This is a genomic window from Aeromonas sp. FDAARGOS 1411 (assembly GCF_019047125.1).
In the GTDB taxonomy this organism is placed as follows: domain Bacteria; phylum Pseudomonadota; class Gammaproteobacteria; order Enterobacterales; family Aeromonadaceae; genus Aeromonas; species Aeromonas veronii.
The window spans coordinates 69,912-94,699 of record NZ_CP077214.1; the positions used below are offsets into that span (position 1 = coordinate 69,912).

Sequence of the window (24,788 nt, forward strand, 5' to 3'; positions counted from 1 at the left end):
CCGTTTTTATTGCGTTATCTCATCCGGCCTGTTCAATCCTGCCAGCTGGCCTTGTTGGGAAAAGCGCGACGATCGGCGTCGGTGGCCGTTTCGTTGCACTCCCCCCGCACCTTCCAGGAGGTCTGGCTTAGCACTATGTAGCCCTGGCGGCAATACTGCTTGGTCGCCAGGGTCTCGGTCAGCAGGTTCTCCTGCAACGCCTCCCGCTGTTCCAGCAGCCGCTGGCTCTGGGCCGCCGAGAGGCCGCGCGGCAAGGTTTCGTTGGGCGCGGCTTCAAAGGTGAAGCGCTTGCTTCCCTCCTCGTTGATGTGGGTCAGAAACAGAGGTTCCGGCCCGTCATACTTCTGTCCGGGCAAGCTGGAGCAGGCCGACAGCAGGGGAACAATCAACAACAGGGTGGCAGACAACAGGCGCACGACAGACTCCAGTGAGAAACGAGGCGAGGTTCGCAGATTAGCACGGCTGCAGGGCGGGTGTTACTGCCAGCAGCTCGTCGGTGGTGAGCAGGGTCACACTGCGCCCCTCCGGCAGGCTGAGGTGGCGCCACATCCAGTGATGGTGCTCGGTGATCTGGGCCGCGCTAAGGTGGGGGCGATCGGCGGTGGTGTGACCATCGCTCAACACCAGCACCTCGTACCCATGGGAGGCTGCACTGCGCACTGTGGTGTCGACGCAAAAATCGGTGGCGCAGCCACAGAGAATGAGTCGATCGACCGGCTGCTCGGCCAGCAGGAAGGCAAGCTCGGTATCGAGAAAGCTGTCACAGGCCGTTTTGCGCACCCGGCTCTCTCCCTTGGCCGGTTGCAGCGCACTGTGCAACTGCCAACCCGGGGTGCCCGGTTCCAGTTCGGTACCGGGGGGCGAGTCATGCTGGATATAGATGACCCGTCCCTGTTGCTGCCTGACATGGGCCGCAGCCCGATTGATATTGGCCAGCACTTGCTCCTGGCGGTAACGGGGCTCGTTGAACAAGCCTTGCTGCACATCGATGATCAGTAACACATCCATTTTCTTACCCGCCGTTTCCTTGAAGATTAGGGTTGCAGCCACTGGCTGCAGTCACGACTGCGGGATTGATGCAGCGCGCCCATATCTTGCTTCATCTCGTCACTGTTTTGCCAGCGCTTAGGCAGCGGCATGATGGTTACCTGCACATCGGCTGCGGGATCTGCAACAGAGGTCTCATCTGTGCGGGGCACCACCAGCGCCACCTTGAGGGCAGGATTGCGGCTGGCGATGCGACTGGCGAGTCCAAGCCCCCCCTCGACGTGGAAATTGCCGGCGATATGCATGATCTGCTGGCCCGGGTGCTTGGCGAGATAATCCACCATGCTCTCGGCCATGGTGTCATCCCAACTGGTCTGGGCGGCGAAGCGGCGGGCGTTGCTGTCGGCATCGCCATGGTGCATGGAGGCCATAAATTTCTGTTTATAGGGATCATCCCCTAGCGTCAGTTGGCGGGCTAGCTGGCTGCGGCGCGACGCGGGCAGTTTGTCGAGCCACTCAGCCCCCTCCTGACCGACACAGCTCACCAGCGGTTTGGGGGCGTTGGCGGCGATCACCAGCATCTGGTGCGCTTTGGCAAACTCCACCAGCGGGCGGTAGTCGCTCGGATAGTTGGGCCAGGCGTTGCCTTCGCGGATCAAGGCCGCTTCACCAATCTGGTTCGCCAGATAGGCATCCAGCGTCTTCTGATCGGCGCGGCTGAACTGCTCCATGGAGAGGGCCAATGGCCGACCGTGCTGCTGACCTGCGGTGTAGAGCCCGCTCAGCAGGCGCGATTGCAACAGATGCACGGCGGGATGGCTGTGCAGCTCACCCACCAGAATGATGTCGGCGTCGGCAATGCGCGCGATTGCTTGCTCCAGCGTCAGGTCTGCGTCTCCCTCGCTGCTTAGCCGGTAGTCATAGAGCGTCTGCAACTGTGATGACTGGGTCGGTTGGGGGGGGGTGGCACAGGCTGCCAGTAGCAGCGGCAGGGCGAGCAGGGGAAGTCGTCTAATCATGGGATCTCACGGCTGATATGCCCGGATGCCGGTGCATCTCGGGGGGCTAATAGAGAATAAGGGCAACACAGGGCGACAGTGTAAAACCAATTTGGTTCAAAACAAATGAGAATGATTTCGTTTCTTGTTGATCTTTGTCAGGAGCTGGGTAATATGCGGCCTGTTTGATAACAGTTCTCAATAAGGATTCGCTGTGACCCATCATAACGCACTCTCTCTGGTTGCCCTCGCCGTGGCAGCCGGTCTCTCTTCCCAGGTCTTTGCTGCCACCCAGAAGGCGGATGAAGTCGTGGTCGTCAGCGGCTCACGGATGGAGCAAAAACTGGAAGATGTCTCCGGCCCCATCTCGGTGATCACCGCCAAGCAGATTGAAGAGCAGGTCGTCACCAACGTTGCCGACCTGTTCCGCTACGAACCCGGTGTGACTGTGCTCGGCGGTCAGGGGGATGCGCAGACCTTCATCATCCGCGGCATGGGGGAAAACCGGGTCAAGGTGGTGCGCGACGGTGTGCGCCAGAACGATGCCTACAGCAAGGGCGGGGTTGGCCAGAGCTACTTCGATACCGACATGATCAAGCAGGTCGAAGTGGCCAAGGGGCCGGCGTCTGCCGCCTACGGCTCCGATGCGCTGGGTGGCGTGATTGCCATCACCACCAAGGATGCCAGCGACTTCCTCAAGGGCAAGGATAGTTATCTGGACGTGACCAGCGGTTACGCCTCCAGCAGCCACCAGAAGATGGCGGGCTTTACCGGCGCCTTGCGCACTGGTGAAGTGGAGAACCTGCTGCGCTACACCTGGCGCGATGGCGGTGTGACCCAGAATTTCGATTCCACCAAAAACGACTTCGATATCGGTACCCACGCCCTGCTGCTCAAGAGCAAATGGAACCTCTCCGATGAGCAGTTCCTCAAGCTGACCGTTGACTACCTGACCGATGGCGAGGAGCCGGATGCGGTCAAGCTCAACAAGGTCGGTACCGGCACTGCCCGTGTCTTTGATCAGCCCATCACCGACAAGCAGACCGACAACCTCTCGCTGGTGCTGGATCACGGCATCGCGCTGAATCAAGGCTGGGCCGATCGGATGGATAGCAAGGTTTACTTCTCCCGCACCAAGCAGACGCTGGATCAGTACGCCTCATCCAAGTATCCGGTCAGCCCCGGCAACCCTTATGTGACCAAAAACTCGCTGGATCACAACGTGTTCGATCAGAAGAACATCGGCGCCCAGCTGCAGTTCCACAAGGCGGTCGCCAACCACCGCCTGGCCTGGGGGGCTGAATACGAGCACACCGACAACGAACGTACCCGTTACAAGGGGCCGACGACTCCCGGTGATTTTGTCGGCTACAACGAGCTGAGCTTCCCGGCTACCACCAGCGAGCGCAGCGCCCTGTGGGCCTTTGACGAGATCAAGTTTGGCGAGCGCTGGGTATTGACCCCGGGTGCCCGTTATGACTACTACCGGATGACCCCGGACAACGATCCGGCCTACACAGGCGACAAGCTGCACAAGTTCTCCGAAGGGGAGTTGTCACCAAAGCTGGGTCTGGTGTTCAAGGCCCACGAGGCGGCCAACCTGTTCGCCCAGTACAGCCACGGCTTCAAGGCTCCCATGTATGACAGTGCCTTCTCCACCCTGAACCATCAGGCGTACGGCTATCGCATCGAGCCCAACCCGAACCTCAATCCGGAGAGCAGCGACGGCATCGATCTCGGCGTGCGTGGCAGCAGCAACGGCTTCAGCTATGAAGTAGCCAGCTTCTACAACAAGTTCGAAGATTTCATCGAGATGGTGGAAGTGGGCAAAGAGGGGCGCACCGCCGTCTACCAGTACCAGAACCTGAGCAAGGCGACCACCAAAGGGGTCGAAGCCAAGGCGGATTACTGGCTCAACGACATCGTCAATGTCTGGGGCAACCTCGCCTACATCGAAGGCAAGGATGGGGATGGCAACTACATCAACAGCCTGAGCCCGCTGAACGGCTCCGTCGGTGTGCGTCTGGAACAGGCCCAATGGAACTTCAACACAGCGCTGCGCTTTGCTGACGACATGGACAAAGTCCGTAAAGACAGCAAAGGCAACGATTACGTGAAGAGCGCCGGTTGGGGTGTGGTGGATATGTACGCCCAGTTCAACCCGATGACCGACCTGCAGCTCAACGTCGGGGTCTTCAACCTGTTTGACAAGGAGTACACCAGCTATGAGCGTATCGCCGGTCGTGCCGAGGGCTCCGATAACAGCATGATGACCGAACCGGGCCGCAACCTGAGTGCACGGGTCAAATACGTATTCTAAAGAGCAAACAACAGACGCAGATGATCAAAGGGGCTTCGGCCCCTTTTTTGTCGCCGCCATGTTGTGACGATGGAGCAGAGCAAATGTTTGCCTAAAAAAGAAACCCGCCATGGGCGGGTGGAAGGATTGCAACACTAACCAGGAGGAGGTGTTATCAAGTAGACCCCGCTTCTTCGGTAATAGTTCAATTTTATTGAAGTTTTTTCGATTTCTTCGCGGGGTTTCCATCGGGATCTGCGGGGGAGGATAGGTTATCATTCTGCTCCAGTCATCCGGTTGCAGAGGATCTATGCCCGCGTTCTCCTGGTTAGCGCTCTTTTTCGGCGCCTTCTATTTTGTCTACGGCGCTTACTTGCCGTTCTGGTCGCTCTGGCTGGAGGGGGTGGGCGTCAGTGCCGAGATGATTGGTCTCCTGCTGGGGGCGGGGATGGCGATCCGCTTTGCCGGCAACCTGATGGTGATGGGGCAGATCAAGGGGGCGGGCCATCTGCTGCCGGTTACCCGGTTGCTCTCCCTGCTCAGTCTGCTGGCGTTTCTCGGTTTCTATCTCAGTCATAACCTCTGGTGGCTGGTGGGTTTGACCCTGCTGGCGAACTTTATCTATCCGACCCTGATGCCGGTGGGAGAGGCGCTGGCGACCCGCATGGTGGTGCAGGCGCACCTCGATTACGGCAAGGTGCGGCTGTGCGGCTCCTTTGCCTTTATTGTCGCCTCGACCTTGGTGGGGGCGCTGGTGGGGAATTTTGGTAGCGACTGGATTTTGCACACCATGGTAGCGGGGCTGGTGCTGATGCTGCTGCTCAGCTGGCTGCCGCTCTATCCGGCGCCACAGGATAGTCAGGGCGAGCGGGCCAAGGCCTCTTTGCTGGCGACTCTGCGCAGCGCACCGGTGCGCCGTTTCCTGCTGCTGACAGCTCTGCTGCAGGGGAGCCACGCCGCCTATTACGGTTTCAGCGCCATCTACTGGAAGGCGCAAGGATATAGCGGCACCATCATCGGCTATCTCTGGGCGCTCGGGGTGGTGGCGGAGATCTGTATGTTCGCCGCCGACAAGCGTTTCTTGCAGCGCTTTGGCGCCCAGAGTCTCTTTATCGCCGGTGCCATCGGTTGTGTGGTGCGCTGGGTATTGCTGGGTGCCTCGACCGAGTTGTGGGTGCTGGTACTGGGGCAGTTGCTCCACTCGGTGACGTTCGGTATGAGCCATCTGGGGGCGGTGCGCTTTATGACCCGTCAGCTACCGGCCGAGCAGTTGATCCCGACTCAGGCGCTCTATGCGGCCCTTGGCCTCGGCATGACGGTGGCGGCCCTGATGGCACTTTGCGGCGTGCTGTTCGAGCCTCTCGGCGGTGGCATCTTCTTCCTGATGGTGCTGGTGGTCTTGCCGGTGTTCTTCCTGCGGCTGCGCCCCTTTGCGCCCTCTACGCAGGAGAGTGCTCCAGCCTGATATTTGTCTATTTGAATCATCACCTAACAAAAGGGAGAGCCACGGCTCTCCCTTTTTCGTTGCTGCGGTTTGCGGCGTTACTGCTGCTCGCCAAGATAGAGGCGGCTGAGGCGGCGCCAGGTATCCGAGCCGATGGTGCCGGCAAGCAGTTCATTGGAGGCAGCATCAAAGCGGCCATCCGGCAGCCAGCCCAGTTGGGGCAGCAGTTGCGCCAGCGTCACGTCATTGTGTTGCAGCTCCCGCTCCAGCGCTTCCCAGAAGGCGCTCCCCTTGACGTAAAAGAGCGGGTAGTAGGAGCGATCGCCCGCCAGCACCTCGCGAGCTGCCCGATAGAGGCCGCTATCGCTATGGGGCAGCTGGTTGCCCCGTTCGGCCAGCTCGTTGACCGCCGTGACTTGATGCAGCCGAAAGCGGCGCAGCGCCTTGATGGCAAGGTATTCGGCGAGGCTCTCGTTGACCCAGGTGGGTTGTGGAGCAGAGTGGCGAGCGCTGAGGATATGCACCGCCTCGTGGGCCGAGGTGCGCAGCAGGCGCAAGGGGGCCTGTGGCGTCGGTTTGCCAGCCTCGGTGGGGTAGTTGGCGACAAACACCTGATCTCCGGCGGCACCGCCGAGGGAGCGGGTTGCCACATCCCGCCCCAGCCACACCAGTTGCCACGGGTGAGTGGGCGGATCCACATCGAGCTGGAAGGCCAGATAGTCGATGATCTCATTCAGTTGCTGCTGCAAGGCCGGCAGATCGAGCTGGTTGGCGGTCTCGTCATGGCTCAGCACCAGCCGCGGATCCGGCTTGGTGACGGGCACTGTGTCCAGACCAAACGGCAGGATCAGCGGCGGTTGGTTGACATCCGGCAGCGGTTGGCAGCTGCCATCCGGCAGACACACCTTCCCTTGGCGGCTCCCCTGCTGGCGCACAAAATTACCCCACTCGGTCAATAGCCACTGGTTGGGAGCGAACAGCAGCGACTGTTGGGCCGAGGCATCAGCACCCACTGTCGGAGCCGGTGTGAGCGTGATCTGCCAGCCGATCTCCTTGCAAGAGAAGGGCTGGTTGAGGGCAACCGGCTGGTTGTCTGCAAGGCAGATCAGCGCGGGGGAAACCGGCGCGGCACTGCCCGGCAACTGGCGTGCGGGGAGCAGGGTAAAAGGGGGCTTGCCCTGCATGGTGAGGCGCACTTGCAGCACATTGGCGCTGGCGCCCTGCTCGATATGGTAGCGGGGGCCGTTCGCGTCATTGCCAGCGCAGGCCCACAGCGGCAGCAGCCACAGGGCAAACAGGGTGATATGACGACTCATAAGAGGGTTAGCGCTCCTGCTCGTAGCCCAGCAGATCGCCGGGCTGGCATTTGAGTTCACGGCAGATGGCCTCCAGAGTGGAGAAGCGCACCGCCTTGGCGTGGCCATTCTTGAGGATCGAGAGGTTGGCCTCGGTGATGTCGATGCGCTGGGCCAGCTCGCGGGCGGTCATTTTGCGCTCGGCCAGCAGGGCATCGAGGCGGATGATAATGGGCATACGTTCCTCACACCGTCAGTTGCTGTTCATCGGCCAACAGTTTGGCCTCGCGCATGACCAGCGCCAGCGCCAGTACGATCAGTCCCGCCAGCAGTACCCGAAAATCTGAGGTACTCAGCGCTATGGTACCGAGTACTTCCGGGCCTCTCATGGTGAGCACCGTATCCAGCAAGGGGGTCAGGATCAATTCGACCAGGAAGGTTGTACAGAGCAGCAGTCCGATCTGCCGATAGCGGCGGATCTGCTCGAAGGTGAAGAGCAGACCGGCGCGGTAGCCACGAAACAGCTGACGCAGTTGCCAGAGCATCATCATAAAGACCAGATCCGGCAACAGCTGCACCAGGGTGCCGAGCAGCCGAGTGGAGAAGTGAAGGGGATAGTCGGCAGGATTGATGCCGGGGTGGCTCAAGATGGTGTTGAGCTTTTCCTGCAGAAAATCGGCACCACCGAAGGGGGTCCACACCTCCAGCAAGGTGATCAAAGGGGTAGCCAGCAGTGCCAGCAGCAGCAGCCATTCGATCAGCATGCTCGAGCGTTCGAGTTTGTTGGAGATCATCTCATTCCTCACTGTGATGGTTTTATCTGAAAGGTAAAGTTTATCGTTTATCAATATTCACACCATAATGTTTATTGTTTTGCGATATACAGTCAAGATAAAACTTATTGAAAAACGATAATTTCAATCTGTCCGAAGGGGATGACTTTTGGCTGCTGCCTCTCTAGACTGGCGAGGCTGTATACAAAAACTCAACATGGACAAGGAGTTATCGATGCACCAGGGATGGCTGCTGATCGGATTGTCGCTCACCTATCTGGGGCTGCTGTTTCTGATCGCCTTCGTGGCAGACAAGCACAAACGGCACCGTCTCAAGGGGCAACCGCTGCTCTACAGCCTGTCGCTGGCTGTCTACTGCACCTCCTGGACCTTCTTCGGCACCGTGGGGCAGGCGAGTGAATCCCCCTGGTCGCCGGTGCCCATCTACCTTGGCCCCATGCTGGTCTTTCTGTTTGGCTGGCGGCTGCTGGCCCGCCTTATTCTGGTGGCCAAGCGCGAGCACATCACCTCCATCGCCGACTTTATCGCCGCCCGTTACGGCAAATCCCAGCGGCTTGCCATGGTGATCGCCCTCATCGCCATCATGGGGATCCTCCCCTATCTGGTGTTGCAGCTCAAAGCCATCGTCACCGGGCTGGATCTGCTGATGGTCAACAGTGGCGGCATCAGCCCGACCAGCAACACCAGCGAGTTGGCGCTCGGGGTCACCCTGCTGCTGGCGCTGTTCAGCATCCTGTTCGGCACCCGCCATCTCGATGCCACCGAGCACCACAGGGGGATGGTGGTGGCCATCGCTTTCGAGTCGGTGGTCAAATTGCTGGCCTTTATCGCGGTGGGGGGCTTTGCCCTCTGGCTGATCCTGAGCAAACCGGGCGAGACTCACGAGCTGGTGACCCGCGACTTCTTTGCACAGGTGGTGGCGGTGAGCCCCGGCAACCTGTTGGAGCTTGCCATCTATACGGTGTTGGCGATGTGCGCCGTCATCTGCCTGCCGCGCCAGTTTCATGTGACCGTGGTGGAGAACAATCAGGGGCAGGATCTGCACTGGGCGCGCTGGATCTTCCCGCTCTACCTGTTCGTGATGGGGCTCTTTATCTGGCCGTTGGCGCTGGCGGGCAAGCAGTGGGTGGGGGCCGACATGGCCTCCGACACCTATGTGATCAGTTTGCCGATGGCCCTCGGGTTCGATGGCATGGCGATGCTGGCGTTTCTCGGCGGCACCTCGGCGGCTACCGGCATGGTGATCGTCTGCACCATAGCGCTGGCGATCATGGTGAGCAACGATCTGGTGCTGCCAGTGTTGCTGCGCCGCTTCTGGCGGCAGGGACGCGACGAGCGGCTGGTGCGGCTGCTGTTGCAGGTGCGCCGTGGCGCCATCCTGCTGATCTTGCTGGCGGCCTGGGGGCTCTACCTGTGGCTCGGCGATCTCACCAGCTTGTCGCGCATCGGCTATCTCTCCTTTGGCGCGGTGGCCCAGTTTGCGCCAGCCCTGCTGCTCGGCCTCTACTGGCGCCACGGCAATCGCAAGGGGGTCTATCTTGGGTTGAGCCTCGGAGTGAGCCTCTGGTTCGTCACCCTGCTGGTGGAGAGTGGCTTGCTGGCGGGCTCGCCCTTGGCCGAGCTGCTGGCGCCGCCGGACTGGCCCGCGTTTCGCGAGCTGAGTCTCGGGGCCTGGTGCATCTTCCTGAGCCTGCTCTTCAACCTGCTCGGCTATGTGGCTGGTTCCTTGCTATCGCGCCCTGCGGTGAGCGAGCGGCTGCAGGCGGCCAACTTTGTCGGCAAGCCGAGCCGCGATACCGCCGCCCTCTATCAGGCGCGGGTCTCGGTCAAGGAGCTGGAGATGCTGGCGGCCCGCTTTGTCGGCTCAAGCCGGGTCAAACGCGCCTTTGGTCGCTTCGCCGGTGAGCGCGGCGGCACCCTGGCGCCCCAGATGCAGGCCTCGGCCGAGCTGATTGCCCACACCGAGCGGCTGCTGGCGGGGGTGTTTGGCACCTCGTCGGCACGGCTGGTGCTCGCCTCTGCCCTGCAGGGGCGCAACATGCAGCTCGAGGAGATCGCCACCATAGTCGATGAGGCCTCCGACGTGTTTCGTTTCAACCGCGGCCTGCTGCAGGGGGCGATCGAGCATATCGGACAGGGGATCTCGGTGGTGGACAGGGAGCTTCGGCTGGTGGCCTGGAACCGCCGTTACATCGAGCTGTTCCACTATCCGCCGGGGCTTATTCAGGCAGGGCGTCCCATCGAGGAGATCATCCGCTACAACGCCCAGCAGGGGCTCTGTGGCCCCGGCGATATCGAGGATCACGTGGCGCGGCGCGTCGCCTTTATGAAACGCGGCAGCGCCCATATCTCGGCGCGGGAGCGCCCGGACGGGCGGGTGATCGAGATGCAGGGCAACCCCATGCCCGCCGGTGGTTTCGTCATGACCTTTACCGACATCACTCCGTTTCGCGATGCGGAGCGGGTGTTGCGCGAAGCGAACGAACATCTGGAGGCGCGGGTGGCCGAGCGCACCCGTGAGCTCTCCGAACTCAACCGCCAACTGCTGCTGGTGAACCAGCAGGTGGAGCGGGCCAATCAATCCAAGAGCCGTTTTCTGGCGGCGGTCAGCCACGATCTGACCCAGCCCCTCAATGCCGCCAAGCTGTTTACCTCCTCCCTGCTGGAGATGTTGCCCGATGCTGGCGAGCAGGCGCGCATCGCCCGCCATATTGACGATGCGCTGGGGGCGACCGAGGATCTCATCACCGATCTGCTCGATATCTCGCGGCTCGAAGCGGGCAAGTTCAAAGCCAAGAAGCTCGACTTTGCCCTGCGCGATCTGCTCGACAACCTCAAGGCTGAGTTTGGCGTGTTGGCGCAGGCGGGGGGGATCCACTTCTCGGTGGTGGAGAGCAAGCACGCGGTACACAGCGATGTGCGGCTGCTGCGTCGGGTGCTGCAGAACTTCCTCACCAATGCGTTTCGCTACAACCCGGGGGGCCGGGTGCTGCTCGGTTGTCGCCGGATGGGGGAGAAGATCCGCATCGAGGTGTGGGACAACGGCCCCGGCATCCCGCAGGACAAGCAGGAGGCTATTTTTGACGAGTTCTCCCGTCTCGATCACTCCCGTACCGCCAAGGAGCAGGGGCTGGGTCTGGGGCTTGCCATCGCCCGCGGCATCTCGCAGGTGCTCGGTCATCAGCTCACATTGCAGAGCTGGCCGGGCAAGGGATCGGTCTTTGCGGTGACCCTCAATCTGGCGACCCGGCCGGTCACGGCCCATCAGCTGGCGGCGCCGGTGGTGCGTGACAGCCAGCTGGAGGGGGTAGCCGTGCTCTGTATCGACAACGAGCGGGACATTCTGACCGCCATGAGCACCCTGCTCGGCCGTTGGGGCTGCGAGGTGCGCTGCGCCGTCGATCTGGCCGAAGCCGAGGAGCTGGTGGCACAAGGGTTTGTGCCGAGACTGGTGCTCTCTGACTACCACCTCGACGACGGCAAGACCGGGTTGGAGGCGCTCGCTGCCCTGCAACGAGTGTGTGGCGACGAGCTGGGAGGCATCATCATCAGCGCCGATCGCAAGAGCGAGCTGCAGGCGCAGATCCGCGAGCGGGGGTATGGCTACATCAGCAAACCGGTCAAACCGCTCAAACTGCGGGCCCTGATGAACAGCCTGCTGCTGCGCTAGCCGCAGCCGGGGCGGCTAGCCGTGAACCGGCTCACAAAACCGCGCAATGATCCCGTGGACCCTGGTCATGGATGAATGCCGAAAACAGAGATTTATTGGCGAAGATCTCTTCATCTTCCCGCGCAATCGCCGCCAGTTACAGTATTGGCTTGCCACTGTCGGTGAACGCCGACAGTGGCAGACCGGATTGGCTCACTCTATAGTCGGGATGCGATTTTTTGCATCGCAAATGAAGTAACCGAAGGGCAAACCGATCGCAAGATCGGGACGCAAAGCTTCCGGTCCAGGGATGAGCCGTACTTGAGATAGCGGGGCCACCACAGGTTGTTGTGCACCTTTGCCAAGAGGCCGCACTGCCGTCTGCGTTACCTGTCAGGGCGTAGCCCTTTTCGTTGCCAACATAACGAAATAGGGAAATATAAAAATGCTAAGTCCAAAGCCTACCATGCTGGCCCTTGCGGTCGGTCTGTGCTGCGCCTCGTCCGCTTATGCTGCGGCACCCGGCAAGCCGACCATCGGATGGGGCCCCACCAAGTTTTCCATCGTTGAAGTCGATCAGGCGGCCACTGCCTACAACAATCTGGTCAAGGTAAAGGATGCCGCCGATGTGGAGGTGAACTGGAACCTCTGGAGCGGTGATCTGGGCCAGAGTGCCAAGGTGCTGCTCAATGGTCAGGAGGTGTGGTCCGGTCCCTCGGCTGCGGCGGGCAGCGCCAAATTCAAGGTGAAGAAAGGGGGGCGCTACCAGATGCAGGTGGCGCTGTGCAACACCGATGGCTGTACCCTCTCTGATGCCAAGGAGATCGTGGTGGCCGATACCGACGGCAGCCATCTGGCGCCACTCAAGGCGCCGCTGCAGGAGAACAACAAGCCCTACGCCAACAAGTCCGGCAAGGTGGTGGGGACTTACTATGTGGAGTGGGGGGTCTATGGCCGCAAGTTTACGGTTGACAAGATCCCGGCCCAGAACCTGACCCATATCCTCTATGGTTTCACCCCCATCTGCGGCGGGGATGGCCTCAACGACAGCCTCAAGGAGATCGAAGGGAGCTTCCAGGCGCTGCAACGGGCGTGTGCCGGCCGCGCCGACTTCAAGGTGGCGATGCACGATCCCTGGGCCGCCATCCAGATGCCGCAAGGCAACCTCACTGCCCATGACGAGCCCTACAAGGGCAACTTTGGCGCCCTGATGGCGCTCAAGCAGGCCTATCCGAACCTCAAGATCCTCCCCTCGGTCGGCGGTTGGACCCTCTCCGACCCCTTCTACTTCCTCGGTGACAAAACCAAGCGTGACGTGTTTGTCGGCTCGGTGAAAGAGTTCCTGCAGACCTGGAAGTTCTTCGACGGTGTGGATATCGACTGGGAGTATCCGGGCGGACAGGGTGCCAACCCGAAACTGGGTAGCCCGAGTGATGGTGCCACTTATGTGGCCCTGATGAAGGAGCTGCGTGCCATGCTCGACGAGCTGGAGGCCGAGACCGGTCGCCAGTATGAGCTCACCTCGGCCATCGGGGCGGGGGGCGACAAGATCCAGGATGTGGACTACAAGGCGGCCCAGCCCTACATGGACCACATCTTCATGATGACCTATGACTACAACGGCGCATGGAGCAACACCGAGCTGGGCCACCAGACCAACCTCTATGCGGCGAGCTGGGACCCCGATACCAAGTACACCACCGACAAGGCGGTGAATCAGCTGCTGGCGCAGGGGGTTGAACCGGGCAAGCTGGTGGTCGGGGCCGCCATGTATGGCCGTGGCTGGACCGGGGTGAGCGGTTATCAGGGCAACAACCCCTTCACCGGCAAGGCGACCGGCAAGGTGAAAGGCACCTGGGAGGACGGGGTGGTGGATTACCGCGACATCGTCAACAACCGAATGGGGGCGGGCTGGGAGAAGGGCTACGACGAGGTGGCCGAGGCGCCCTATCTGTTCAAGGCGGCGACCGGCGATCTCATCACCTATGACAACGAGCGCTCGGTCAAGGCCAAGGGGCAGTATGTGCTGGCCAACAAGCTCGGTGGCCTCTTCTCCTGGGAGATCGACGCCGACAACGGCGACATCCTCAATGCCATGCACGAGGGTCTGGGTCACGGCGAGGGAACCACTCCACCAGCCAACAAGCCGCCGGTGGCCAACGCGGGCAGTGACCTCAAGGTGACCGGCCCGACCGAGGTGACGCTGGATGGGTCGGCCTCCCACGATCCGGAAAACAGCGCGCTCAGCTACAGCTGGAAGCAGATCTCCGGCCCGCAGGCTGCCCTGCTCGATGCCACTCAGGCCAAGGCCCGCGTGGTGCTGGATGCTGTGACTGCCGACATCAATCTGGTGTTCGAGCTGACGGTGACCGATGACCAGCTGTTGAGTGCCAAGGATCAGGTGGTGGTGACCAACAAGGCGCCGCAGGCCAATCTGGCGCCGGTGGTGAGTGTACCTGCCACGGCCTCTGTGGAGGCGGGCAAGCAGGTGACCATCAAGGCGACTGCCTCTGATCCGAATGGTGATCCGTTGACCTATCAGTGGAGCGTGCCGGCAGGCATCACCGCAACGGGCCAGAACAGCGCCACCCTGGTGGTGACTGGCCCGAACGTCACCAGCGACACCGGCTATGACCTGAGCGTCACCGTCTCCGACGGCGGGCTGGATGCCAGCGCGGCAACCCGTCTGACGGTCAAACCGGCCAGCAGCGGCGGTGGTTGCACGGCGACCGATCCGGATGCGGCCAACTGGCCAGTCTGGCAAGCGGCCAGCACCTATAACAGCGGCGACAAGGTGAGCCACAACCAGCTGGTGTGGCAGGCCAAGTACTGGACCCAGGGCAACGAGCCTAGCCGCACCGCGGATCAGTGGTTGCTGGTGAGCAAGGTGCAACTGGGTTGGGATGCCAATGTGGCCTACAACGGTGGCGAGCTCACCACCCATAACGGCCGTCAGTGGAAGGCGCAGTACTGGACCAAGGGCAATGAGCCCGGCAAACACGACGTCTGGCAGGATGTGGGGGCCGCCAGCTGTAAATAAGCATTGAATGGTGGCGGGGCATGCCAGTCATGCCCCGTTTTTTCTCCCCGCTTCGCCACATTCTGGCGGGTCTGCCAATCGGTTTCCCCACCCAGATTCTCTTTTGTGCCTGCAAAGCAGCCCTTCCGGGCTAGTGATTAATGCTCTCCCCGATAGCTGGCATCTGTGCCGCACGTTGCTCTTTGTGGTGCCGCTTGTGTTGGTACATGTCGGCATCGGCTCTGGCAAACGCGGCGGCAAAGTCGCCGCGATAGGGGGCCATCCCCATGCTGCACGAGATAGTGGGGGAGGCGCTGGCCAGCATGGTGGTCAGCCTGGCCATCGCCTGTTGCAGTTCGGTCAGTGTCAGAGTGGTGAGCAGCACAAACTCATCCCCGCCGAAGCGGGCGGCAATCACCCCCTGACCGAAGTGCTGGCGTATGCCGTCTGCGATAAGGCGCAGGGCCTGATCACCCGCCAAATGGCCACTGCTGTCATTGAGCTGTTTGAGATTATCCATGTCGATCAGCAGCAGGGTGCCTTCCGGCTGCCCCTGCATAGCGAGTTCGAATTGCTGGCGATTGGCGAGCCCGGTCAGCTGGTCGGTATTGGCCAGCTGATAGATGCGGCGGGACTGCTGATAGATGGTGATGGCGTGGCGAATATCCCGCGCCAGGATCGCCATCAGGTGGCTGTCATAGCGGGTAAAGGCATTACGTTTGCTGCTGTCCATATTGATCATGCCGTAGAGCTGACCATCGATATGGATCGGGGTCGCCAGCGTGGCCTGGATGGGCAGGTCGGTGCAGTTGACCAGCAGCTCTCTGTCCTGCTCGGACAGGGGCATGGTGGCATTTATCTTCGACAGGTCGTTGATCAGCAGTGTTTTGTTGCAGCGCCCCTGAGTCAGCTTGTACTGAAAGGTGTGCTCCAGCGGCAGATTGATCCGCCGCAGTTTCACCAGATCCATGCCGATGGCGGCTTCATACCTCAACATGCCTGTGCCCGGCAGCAGCTTGATCAGGCAGCCCATCTCGGCTCCTGGGATCAACATCACTGCTCGTCTGAGCAGATCCTCCAGAAAGGCCTCTTCGGTCTGGTATTGCGCCGAGTTGCGGGCCAGTTCGGCGGTGGTTTCGTTGATCTTGAGCGCCTCACTCAGATGCTGCCACTGGCGGTGCAGATGGTAGCGGTAGTGGCGATAGAGCCAGAAGGTGCAGATAAGGTAGCTCTGGACTAGCAAGGTGCTGGCAAGCGGCGCCCTTTGCCAACCATTGAGGCTGTTGATAAGCCAGATCATCCCGGCCAGTGGCAAGGCATAAATCGTCAAACGAACAAATTTGTCGTATCTGGATAACCGGGTGCGTGAGGGCAATTCGCTGGGCATGAAGACACCTGCTGGCCATGCAAAGCGGCGATTATAAATTCATTAGTTGCGATACAGATGGGTCTTTTGTCGCATATTGTTCTTACTCATTGATTTTTCTCAATTTGGTGTGATGCAGATCAAAAAAATGGTGTGAGGTATCTGGTTGGAGGTGATGAGATTAGGTCTGCATATCCGGCTGTTTTTTAAACATTAATTTCTTGAAAGTGGGTAATTGTCGGGGTTGGTAACCGGTGGGCTGGCAATGGTCCGATTTGCTTACTTATCAGAATTACCCTACAGTCAATCGACGATTATTTATCGCCAGAAATAACGTTGTGACAAGGGCAAACCGATTGAAAAGTCGGGACGCAAAGCTTCCGGTCTAAGGGTCAAGACGACCTAGGATAGCGGGGCCACCACAGTAGAATGCAGGCTGCCTTTGCCAAGGGGTGGCCGTTTTTGTGTCACCTGTCGTGTTGCGTTGCCCTTTCGTTTTTCCCATAACGAAACGAAAAGGAAAGCAATATGCTAAGTCCAAAACCTGCACTGCTGGCCATGATGGTCGGCACCCTGCTCGCCTCCTCCGCCGCTTATGCGGCAGCTCCCGGCAAACCCGCCATCGGTTGGGGCCCCACCAAGTTTGCCATCGTCGAAGTCAACCAGTCCGCGACCGCTTATAACGAGCTGGTCAAGGTGAAGGATGGCGCCGATGTGACCGTCACCTGGAATCTCTGGAACGGCGATATTGGCCAGAGTGCCAAGGTGTTACTGGATGGCAAGGAGGTGTGGTCCGGTCCCTCTTCCGCCGCGGGTACCGCCACCTTCAAGGTGCACAAGGGGGGCCGCTATCAGATGCAGGTCGCGCTGTGCAACGGCGATGGCTGCACCCTGTCTGATGCCAAGGAGATCGTGGTCGCCGATACCGACGGCAGCCACCTCGCACCGCTCAAGCCAGCCTTGCAGGAGCACAACAAGCCTTACGTCAACAAATCCGGTAAGGTGGTAGGTACCTACTATGTGGAGTGGGGGGTCTATGATCGCAACTTCACCGTGGACAAGCTGCCAGCCCAGAACCTGACCCATATCCTCTATGGCTTCACCCCGATCTGTGGCGGTGATGGTCTCAACGACAGCCTCAAAGAGATTGCTGGCAGTTTCCAAGCGCTGCAACGAGCCTGTGCCGGGCGTAAGGATTTCCAGGTCGCCATTCACGATCCCTGGGCCGCGCTGCAAAAAGGGCAGGGGTCACTGGTTGCCTGGGATGAGCCCTACAAGGGCAACTTCGGCAATCTGATGGCTCTCAAGCAGGCTTATCCGGACCTGAAGATCCTCCCCTCAGTCGGTGGCTGGACCCTCTCCGACCCCTTCTTCTTCATGCATGACAAGGCCAAGCGTGACGTGTTCGTCGCCTCGGTCAAAGAGTTCCTGCAGACCTGGAAGTTCTTCGACGGTGTCGATATCGACTATGAATTCCCGGGCGGCGACGGTGCCAACCCCAATCTGGGGGACAAGACCAAAGATGGGGAAACCTATGTGCTGATCATGAAGGATCTGCGCGCCATGCTCGACGAGCTGGAGGCCGAGACCGGTCGCACCTATCAGCTCACCTCCGCCATCGGTGCCGGTTACGACAAGATTGAGGATGTGGATTACAAGGCTGCCCAGCAGTACATGGATCACCTCTTCGTGATGAGTTACGACTACAACGGTGCCTGGAGCAATACCTCCCTGGGTCATCAGGCCAACCTCTATCAGGCTACCAACGGCTCGGCCAGCAAGCGCTACAACACTGATGCAGCGGTGCAGCAACTGCTGGCGCAGGGGGTCGACTCCGGGAAGCTGGTGATCGGTGCCGCCGCCTACGGTCGCGGCTGGAAAGGGGTGAGCGGCTATCAGGGCAACGATCCCTTCACCGGCACCGCCACCGGCAAGATCAAGGGCACCTGGGAAGATGGCGTGCTGGATTATCGCCACATCGTCAACAGCCATATGGGCTCAGGCTGGGAGTACAACTACGACGAGACTGCCGAAGCGGCCACCCTGTTCAAGCCCTCCACCGGCGAGCTGATCACCTATGACGACGAGCGCTCGGTCAAGGCGAAAGGCCAATACGTGCTGGCCAACAAGCTGGGCGGGCTCTTTTCCTGGGAGATCGATGCCGACAACGGTGACATCCTCAACGCCATGCATGAAGGCCTCGGTCACGGCGAAGGGGTCACTCCGCCCGCCAACAAGCCGCCGGTCGCCAATGCGGGCAGCGATCTGAGTGTCACCGGCCCGACCGAGGTGACGCTGAACGGCTCCGCCTCCCACGACCCGGAAAATGGCACCCTAACCTATAGCTGGAAGCAGGTCTCCGGCCCGCAAGCCACCCTGCATGATGCGACTCAGGCCAAGGCTCGGGTTGTACTCGATGCCGTGTCCGCCGACATCAATCTGGTGTTCGAGCTGACGGTGACCGATGACCACAACCTCACCGCCCGCGATCAGGTGGTGGTGACCAACAAGGCGCCGCAGCCCAACCTGCCTCCGGTGGTGACTTTGCCTGCCAGCGTCAAGGTGGAAGAGGGCAAGCAGGTGACCATCACTGCCAAGGCATCCGACCCCAACGACGACGAGCTGATCTATCAATGGCAAGTGCCTGCCGGTATCACGGCGACCGGCCAGAACAGCGCCACCCTGGTGGTCACCGGCCCGGCGGTGGATACCGAAACCGGTTATGACCTCTCTGTGACCGTCTCCGATGGCGCACTCGATGCCAACGCGGCCACCCGTCTCACCGTCACGCCAGTCAACGAAGGCGGTGAGGGGGGGTCTTGCAACACCACAGATCCGGAAGCGGCCAACGTTCCCGCATGGCAGGCCAGCAAGGTCTACAACGGCGGTGACAAGGTGAGCCATAACCAGCTGGTATGGCAGGCCAAGTTCTGGACTCAGGGCAATGAGCCGAGCCGCGCCGCCGATCAGTGGGCGCTGGTGAGTCAGGTTGATCTGGGCTGGAACGCAGCCGTTGCCTACAACGGCGGGGATCTCACCAACCACAACGGCCGTCAGTGGAAGGCCAAGTGGTGGACTCAAGGCAACGAGCCGGGCAAGCACGATGTCTGGCTGGATATCGGGGCAGCAAGCTGTAACTGAGGCCTCCTCACCGATGACGGGGCATGGCGACATGCCCCTCATTCCCGGTAGCAATATGAACGAGAACCCGACAATGACCACAAATGTGACCCGAATCGCTGCCCTCATCATGGCAACCCTGGCGGCTGGCCCCCTGTCTGCCGCCACCTCGCCCCTGATATTCAATGACACGACACCGCAAAGCGATCTGGCGGGTAGCCTGGCTGCCAGAGTGCAGTTTGCCCAGAGCCAGATCCTGCCATCCCATCCCAAGGAGGGGGATCGCCAACCCATCCTGACCAGCCTGCGCAAGAGCCTGCTGCTGGTGAAACCGCTCCAGGCCGACGGGGTGACCCCGATGACGGTGGAGGCCCGTGACGGCAGCGGCAAGCTGCTTGGCACCCTGACCTTGTCACCGCCATCGGTGCTGCCCGAGACGGTCTACCACCTCGCGGGGGTTCCCGAAGGGGGAGTGAGCTTCGTCCCGGAGAGCGGCACCACTGCCGTCATCAGCAGCAGTGCTGATTTGGCCAAACTGAGCGACAAGAGCGGCTCCTTCCTCAAGGACCGGCTGACTGGTCGCGCGCTGGTGGAGATCCAGACCGCCGACGGCCGCTGGGTTCGGGATATCTACCTGCCCGTGAGCCCGGAGCTGGAGGGCAAGATGGTGCGGATCCGCTCCAGCGCCGGTTATAACTCGACGGCCTTCTATGGCGAGCGACAGGTGACCGTCTCCCGTGGCCAGACCCTGCAGTTCAAGTTTGCCAATGGGCAGTGGTTCCGCGAGGGGGAGCTGGAGAACAACCGCATCACCTATGCAGCGGATACCTGGAGCGGCGAGCTGCCCGCCGGGTGGATCCAGTCAGGATTGAATCTCTCCGTTCGTCAGGGCAATCTCAGTGGTGAACTGCGTGACATCAAGGTCGGCGCCCCCGGCGAGCTGCTGCTGCACACCATCGACATCGGCATGCTCACCACACCACGGGATCGCTTTGCCTTTGCCAATGACAAGGAGGCCCATCGCGAATACTTCCAGACCATTCCGGCCAGCCGGATGATTGTCAGTCAGTATGCACCGCTCTCCCTGCCTGAGGTGATGCTGCCCAATGGCATCTTGCTGACCGATTTTGACCCGAGCGAGGGGGGTTGGCATGGCGGCACCATGCGCCAGCGCATCGGCAAGGAGCTTATCTCCCACGGCATCGACAATGCTAACTACGGCATCAACAGCAGTGCCGGTGAAGGGGAGGGGAGCCATCCCTTTGTGGTGGCCCAGCTGACGGCGCACAACAGCCGCGGCAAATATGCCAATGGGGTTCAGGTGCACGGTGGCTCCGGCGGCGGTGGCATCGTCACGCTGGACAGCTCCCTTGGCAACGAGTTCAGCCACGAAGTGGGCCATAACTTCGGCCTTGGCCACTATGTGGATGGTTTCCGCGGCTCGGTTCATCGCAGTGCCGATCAGCTCAACTCCAGCTGGGGCTGGGACAGTGACAAATACCGTTTCATCCCCAACTTCTCCCCGACCCGCACCAATGAGGATGCCTGTCTGGATGGCCAGTGCCAGCCACCGTTCGATGGCCGCAAGTTTGGCTACGATGCGATGGCGGGCGGCAGCCCTCTCTCCGGTGCCAACCGTTTCACCCTCTATACCCCCAATTCCGCCGCCATCATCCAGCGTTTTCTGGAGAGCAAGGCGGTGTTCGATGCCAACTCGGCCACCGGCTTTAGCAAGTGGAACAGTGCGACGGCCAGGATGGAGCCCTATCAGCACACAATCGAGGGGATCGAGAAGGTCGATGCACCCATGGATGCCCTGAGCGAGGCCGGACTGAGTGCCCTGCTGGCGGATTACGGCTTGGTCAGGGTCGCCATGTGGGACGGTCGCTGGACTCGTGATATCCGGGTGCCGGTTGCCTCTGCGGACAACCGGGGGCGCAGTCTGACCATCGATCATGGGGCCGGTTACAACAGTCGCCTCTTTATCAACGGCAAGGAAATTGTGGTGAACCGGGGCTTCAAGAAGAGCTTCACCTCGGATGGCCAGAGCTGGGTGGAGGTCTCCCTCATCGATACCAAGGTTGCGCGCAAGCCCGAGCAATTCGGAGTGCCGGTGACCACTCTGGTGGGCTATTACGACCCGCAGGGGAGTCTGCCCAGCTACATCTATCCGGCGCTGCATGGCGCCTACGGCTTCACCTACCCGGATGACAGCAACACCCTGTCCGGCAATGACTGCCAGTTGCAGGTAGAGACTCGCGATGGTCTGCAGCGCTTCAGGCTGGCCAATCACAGAGCGGCCAGCAGCGTCATGAACAAGTTCCACATCAACCTGCCCACCGCCAGCGAGCCCGGTCGCGCCACTATCCAGTGTCGTGACCAGACACTGGTACAGCAGATCTTGTTGCCACCGCAGCAGACCCTCTCCTTTACCGTCAACGGGCGGCCGCTGGAGCAGGGCGTGGTGGAGAACCAGCCTCCGGTGGTGACCGTGCCGGCGCAGCTTGGCGGCATCGGCGGTGAGTGGCTGACTATCACCGCCGAGGCGAGGGATCCCGAGGGCGATGCGCTGAGCTACCGCTGGCACTTCCCGGCGGGCTGGCAGGCGGAAGGCGAGACCAGCGCCAACCTGCGTCTGTTACCGCCGGTTGTCACCACCAGCGAGCAGCATGAGCTGAGTGTGAGTGTCTCGGACGGGGTACACCAGAGCGAAGGGCGCGTCGTGCTGACGCTGGCGCCCGTGGTCGACGGCTCTTGCAACACCACAGATCCGGAAGCGGCGAATGTTCCCGCATGGCAGGCCAGCAAGGTCTACAACGGCGGCGACAAGGTGAGCCACAACCAGCTGGTATGGCGTGCCAAGTATTGGACTCAGGGCAATGAACCGAGCCGCGCCGCCGATCAGTGGGCGCTGGCGAGTCAGGTTGATCTGGGCTGGAGCGCGACCGTTGCCTACAGCGGCGGGGAGCTGACCAACCACAATGGCCGTCAGTGGAAGGCCAAGTGGTGGACTCAAGGCAACGAGCCGGGTAAGCACGATGTCTGGCTGGATGTCGGGGCGGCAAGCTGCCCCTAGGTTGAGTCCATGATGAAGATGGCGGAGTCTGTTCAGGCGGGTTCTGCCTTTTGCCACAAAACCATAGAGAGCAACAATAATGAAAAAAAACCGCATCACCCTTCTGCTTGCCAGCATGATGCTGAGCGGCCACCTGTGGGCGGCCGAGGCATACGACATCAACAAATCCTATCCGGGCGGCAGCCAGGTCAATTACAACGGCCAGGTTTTTGAGGCCAAGTGGTGGGTCAACCCGGGTCAGACTCCGGGCATGGCGGCCGCCAATAAGTGGGATACCCCGTGGAAGCTTGTCGGCGAAGGGGAAGTGACCCCGCCGGATACCGGCGGCGATGACAAGCCCAATCCGCCGACGCCTACCCCGCCGGATGGCAGCACTACCCCCGTCTATATGAGCCAGGCCGAGCTGGATGCCAAAGAGAAGGCGCTGACCAACTTCCCGGCGATGGAAGCGGTCAAGGCCTCCATCGCTACCCGGGACAATCTGGTGGTCGAGGCGGTGCTGCCGGGCCGTGCCGACAACCCTGGCAACGTCAAGCGGGTCGAAAGCCTGCTGAGCGAGAGCCAGTTCAACTACCTCTTCCCGCTGCGCGCCCCCGAGTACACCTATCGTGGCCTGTTGCAGGCGGCGGCCAAGTTCCCGGCCCTGTGCAGCGACTACAGCGACGGCCGCGATGCTGACGCCATCTGCCGCAAGACTCTGGCGACCATGTTCGCTCACTTCGCTCAGGAGACCGGCGGCCATGAAAACTGGCGCCCGGAAGCCGAGTGGCGTCAGGCGCTGGTCTACGTGCGCGAGATGGGATGGAATGAGACCATGCGCGGCGGTTACAACGCCGAGTGCCGTCCCGATGTGTGGCAGGGTCAGCAGTGGCCGTGCGGTACGTTCGACAATGGCGAGTTCAAGAGCTATTTTGGCCGCGGCGCCAAACAGCTCTCCTACAACTACAACTACGGCCCCTTCTCCGAGGCGATGTTCGGCACGGTGCGCACCCTGCTCGACCGCCCCGATCTGGTGGCCGACACCTGGCTGAACCTCGCCAGTGCGGTGTTCTTCTATACCTATCCGCAGCCGCCCAAGCCCTCCATGCTCCATGTCATCGATGGTACCTGGCAGCCGAATGACCATGACAAGCAGAACGGTCTGGTACCGGGCTTCGGGGTCACCACTCAGATCATCAATGGCGGGGTGGAGTGCGGCGGCCCGGTCGAGCATGCCCAGTCCCAGAATCGCATCAACTACTACCGCGAGTTTGCCAACTACCTCGGAGTGGCGGTGCCATCCGACGAGGTGCTGGGTTGCAAGAATATGAAGGTGTTTGATGACAATGGCGCCGGTGCCTTGCCCATCTATTGGGAGCAGGACTGGAGCTATGTGGCAGAGAACCCCAACGGTGGCAAGAGCTATGCGTGCAAGCTGGTGGGCTACCAGACCCGTTTCAGCGCCTTCAAGGCAGGGGATTACAGCCGCTGCGTTCAGCACTTCTATCCGGAGGTGGTGATCGAGGATAACGGCGGTGGCACCAACCTGCCGCCGGTGGCCAATATCACTGGCCCGGCGCAGGCCGAAGGTGGCAGCAAGGTGACTCTCTCTGGCCAGCACTCTAGCGATCCGGAAGGCCAGCCGCTCTCCTATGCCTGGACTATCCCGGCTGGAGCCTCTGCCCCGGCACTGGATCAGGTCACTCTGGAGTTGACCCTGCCCAAGCCGGCCAGCGATACCAAGCTGGAGATCAAACTGACGGTCACAGATGAAGGTAATCTGAGCCGCAGCACCCCCCATAGCCTGCTGGTGAAAGGAGAGGAGGGGGGCGTAACGCCGCCTGACTATCCGGCCTATAAAGAGGGGACTCCCTACAAGGCGGGCGAGCGGGTCAGCAACGGCGGTGCCAGCTACGAGTGCAAACCGCACCCCTACACCGGCTGGTGTGCAGGTGCTGCCTGGGCTTATGAGCCGGGCAAGGGTACGGCCTGGGCCGATGCCTGGATCAAGCTCTGAGCCGTTTCAGGGTTACAAGGCTTGCCGACAAGCCAGCGCACTATTCAGTGCAATGACAATCCGGAGCAATAAAAGATGGGGCCTGCGGGCCCCATTCTTGTTTGGTGGAGTTCAGGTTTGGCCGTGGAACATCTGGCCCGGACAGGACAGCGCCTCGAAAGGGCTGTGTGATGATGTGTGTTGTTTTTTTATTACATTTTCCGTGAAAGGCTTTCAGCAATTACTTGCCGTAGCGGAAGTAGTATTCACGGGTGGAGGGGGCATAGGCATCTTTCTCTACAACGCCGTTCTTGGTAGTTGCACCGCGCAGGTGGAACAGGACTGCCAGATTCTCAAACATGGTTTACCTCATCGCTCTGTCATTTATGGTTATGGTGTGTGACCTGGGTCACGGTTTGATCCTATGGTCATTTGTGAGCCAGATCAACTTTCTGTGTTGTAAATTTACAAAAATCATGGAAAGGGTTTTCAAATGCAATGCCCTTTATGGAAAGGCTTTCCCGAGGTGACGGGGGAGAAGCTGATTACCAGCCAGCATAGAGAGGTCTGAGAGCGGGGGGCGTTGCACGGGGAAAGGGGCTTGCTGCACGGCCTCTCCTTTATAGGTGCTTGAGCTGATTTGTGACATAAAACAGAGAGATAGCACGCGCCTTGCTGGTAAAAACAGCGAACTGCTGCAATTTTGACTAAACGAATCAGTCGCGGTTATTTTAGGGTTGACAGCAAAGCGGGTGATGCCTATCAT

At 60.7% G+C, this 24,788-nt stretch carries 14 protein-coding genes and 2 riboswitches; of the genes, 7 read left to right on the forward strand and 7 right to left on the reverse strand.

The features are described 5' to 3' along the window. Window positions 1-32: 32 nt before the first annotated feature. Genes I6L41_RS00265 through I6L41_RS00275 form a run of 3 tightly spaced genes read right to left on the reverse strand, consistent with a single transcriptional unit; the run spans window position 33 to window position 2,006 of the window. On the reverse strand, window positions 33-416 hold the full coding sequence (locus I6L41_RS00265) for a hypothetical protein (protein WP_127005966.1): 384 nt from the start codon (window positions 414-416) through the stop codon (window positions 33-35). 37 nt (window positions 417-453) lie between these two features. Next, window positions 454-1,008: a cysteine hydrolase family protein gene (locus tag I6L41_RS00270; protein ID WP_005348211.1), complete on the reverse strand. Its 555-nt coding sequence runs from the start codon at window positions 1,006-1,008 to the stop codon at window positions 454-456. 26 nt (window positions 1,009-1,034) lie between these two features. Next, entirely contained in the window at window positions 1,035-2,006 is a 972-nt protein-coding gene (locus I6L41_RS00275) for a ChaN family lipoprotein (protein ID WP_216961152.1), read from the reverse strand. A 193-nt stretch (window positions 2,007-2,199) separates the two neighbouring features. On the opposite strand from I6L41_RS00275, the gene I6L41_RS00280 reads away from it, so the two are divergent. Next, a complete protein-coding gene (locus I6L41_RS00280) occupies window positions 2,200-4,305 on the forward strand; it encodes a TonB-dependent hemoglobin/transferrin/lactoferrin family receptor (protein WP_159164197.1) in 2,106 nt (701 codons plus the stop codon). A 289-nt stretch (window positions 4,306-4,594) separates the two neighbouring features. Continuing rightward, window positions 4,595-5,749 carry a 3-phenylpropionate MFS transporter gene (locus tag I6L41_RS00285; protein WP_216961155.1) on the forward strand — a complete coding sequence of 385 codons (1,155 nt, stop codon included), beginning with the start codon at window positions 4,595-4,597 and terminating at the stop codon, window positions 5,747-5,749. Between the two features lie 77 nt (window positions 5,750-5,826). Here I6L41_RS00285 and I6L41_RS00290 read toward each other — a convergent pair whose 3' ends face one another. The 3 genes from I6L41_RS00290 to I6L41_RS00300 are packed head-to-tail and all read right to left on the reverse strand — an operon-like array spanning window position 5,827 to window position 7,817. Then, window positions 5,827-7,044, reverse strand: a complete 1,218-nt coding sequence (locus tag I6L41_RS00290; protein WP_216961160.1) for a hypothetical protein — start codon at window positions 7,042-7,044, stop codon at window positions 5,827-5,829. Window positions 7,045-7,051: 7 nt separating this feature from the next. Continuing rightward, window positions 7,052-7,261 carry a helix-turn-helix transcriptional regulator gene (locus I6L41_RS00295; RefSeq protein ID WP_005335250.1) on the reverse strand — a complete coding sequence of 70 codons (210 nt, stop codon included), beginning with the start codon at window positions 7,259-7,261 and terminating at the stop codon, window positions 7,052-7,054. Between the two features lie 7 nt (window positions 7,262-7,268). Beyond that, window positions 7,269-7,817 carry a DUF2975 domain-containing protein gene (locus tag I6L41_RS00300; protein ID WP_216961163.1) on the reverse strand — a complete coding sequence of 183 codons (549 nt, stop codon included), beginning with the start codon at window positions 7,815-7,817 and terminating at the stop codon, window positions 7,269-7,271. 214 nt (window positions 7,818-8,031) lie between these two features. Here I6L41_RS00300 and I6L41_RS00305 point away from each other — a divergent pair, with 214 nt between their 5' ends. Next, the gene (locus I6L41_RS00305; protein ID WP_216961166.1) at window positions 8,032-11,487 is read left to right on the forward strand and encodes a PAS domain-containing hybrid sensor histidine kinase/response regulator; all 3,456 of its coding nucleotides are present in this window, start codon (window positions 8,032-8,034) and stop codon (window positions 11,485-11,487) included. Between the two features lie 234 nt (window positions 11,488-11,721). Next, window positions 11,722-11,809, forward strand: a riboswitch (cyclic di-GMP riboswitch). 102 nt (window positions 11,810-11,911) lie between these two features. Next, window positions 11,912-14,506: a glycosyl hydrolase family 18 protein gene (locus I6L41_RS00310; RefSeq protein WP_216961169.1), complete on the forward strand. Its 2,595-nt coding sequence runs from the start codon at window positions 11,912-11,914 to the stop codon at window positions 14,504-14,506. Between the two features lie 130 nt (window positions 14,507-14,636). On the opposite strand, the gene I6L41_RS00315 is transcribed toward I6L41_RS00310, so the two are convergent. After that, complete coding sequence (locus I6L41_RS00315) at window positions 14,637-15,872, reverse strand: sensor domain-containing diguanylate cyclase (RefSeq protein WP_216961173.1); 1,236 nt, start codon at window positions 15,870-15,872, stop codon at window positions 14,637-14,639. 315 nt (window positions 15,873-16,187) lie between these two features. Continuing rightward, window positions 16,188-16,275: riboswitch (cyclic di-GMP riboswitch) on the forward strand. A gap of 104 nt (window positions 16,276-16,379) precedes the next feature. Here I6L41_RS00315 and I6L41_RS00320 point away from each other — a divergent pair. The 3 genes from I6L41_RS00320 to I6L41_RS00330 all read left to right on the forward strand — a co-directional run bounded on the left by I6L41_RS00320 (window position 16,380) and on the right by I6L41_RS00330 (window position 24,043). Further along, window positions 16,380-18,992, forward strand: a complete 2,613-nt coding sequence (locus tag I6L41_RS00320; protein WP_216961176.1) for a glycosyl hydrolase family 18 protein — start codon at window positions 16,380-16,382, stop codon at window positions 18,990-18,992. A 73-nt stretch (window positions 18,993-19,065) separates the two neighbouring features. Then, window positions 19,066-22,047, forward strand: a complete 2,982-nt coding sequence (locus I6L41_RS00325; protein WP_254203364.1) for a M66 family metalloprotease — start codon at window positions 19,066-19,068, stop codon at window positions 22,045-22,047. Between the two features lie 79 nt (window positions 22,048-22,126). Then, window positions 22,127-24,043 carry a glycoside hydrolase family 19 protein gene (locus I6L41_RS00330; RefSeq protein ID WP_216961178.1) on the forward strand — a complete coding sequence of 639 codons (1,917 nt, stop codon included), beginning with the start codon at window positions 22,127-22,129 and terminating at the stop codon, window positions 24,041-24,043. Window positions 24,044-24,788: the final 745 nt, after the last annotated feature.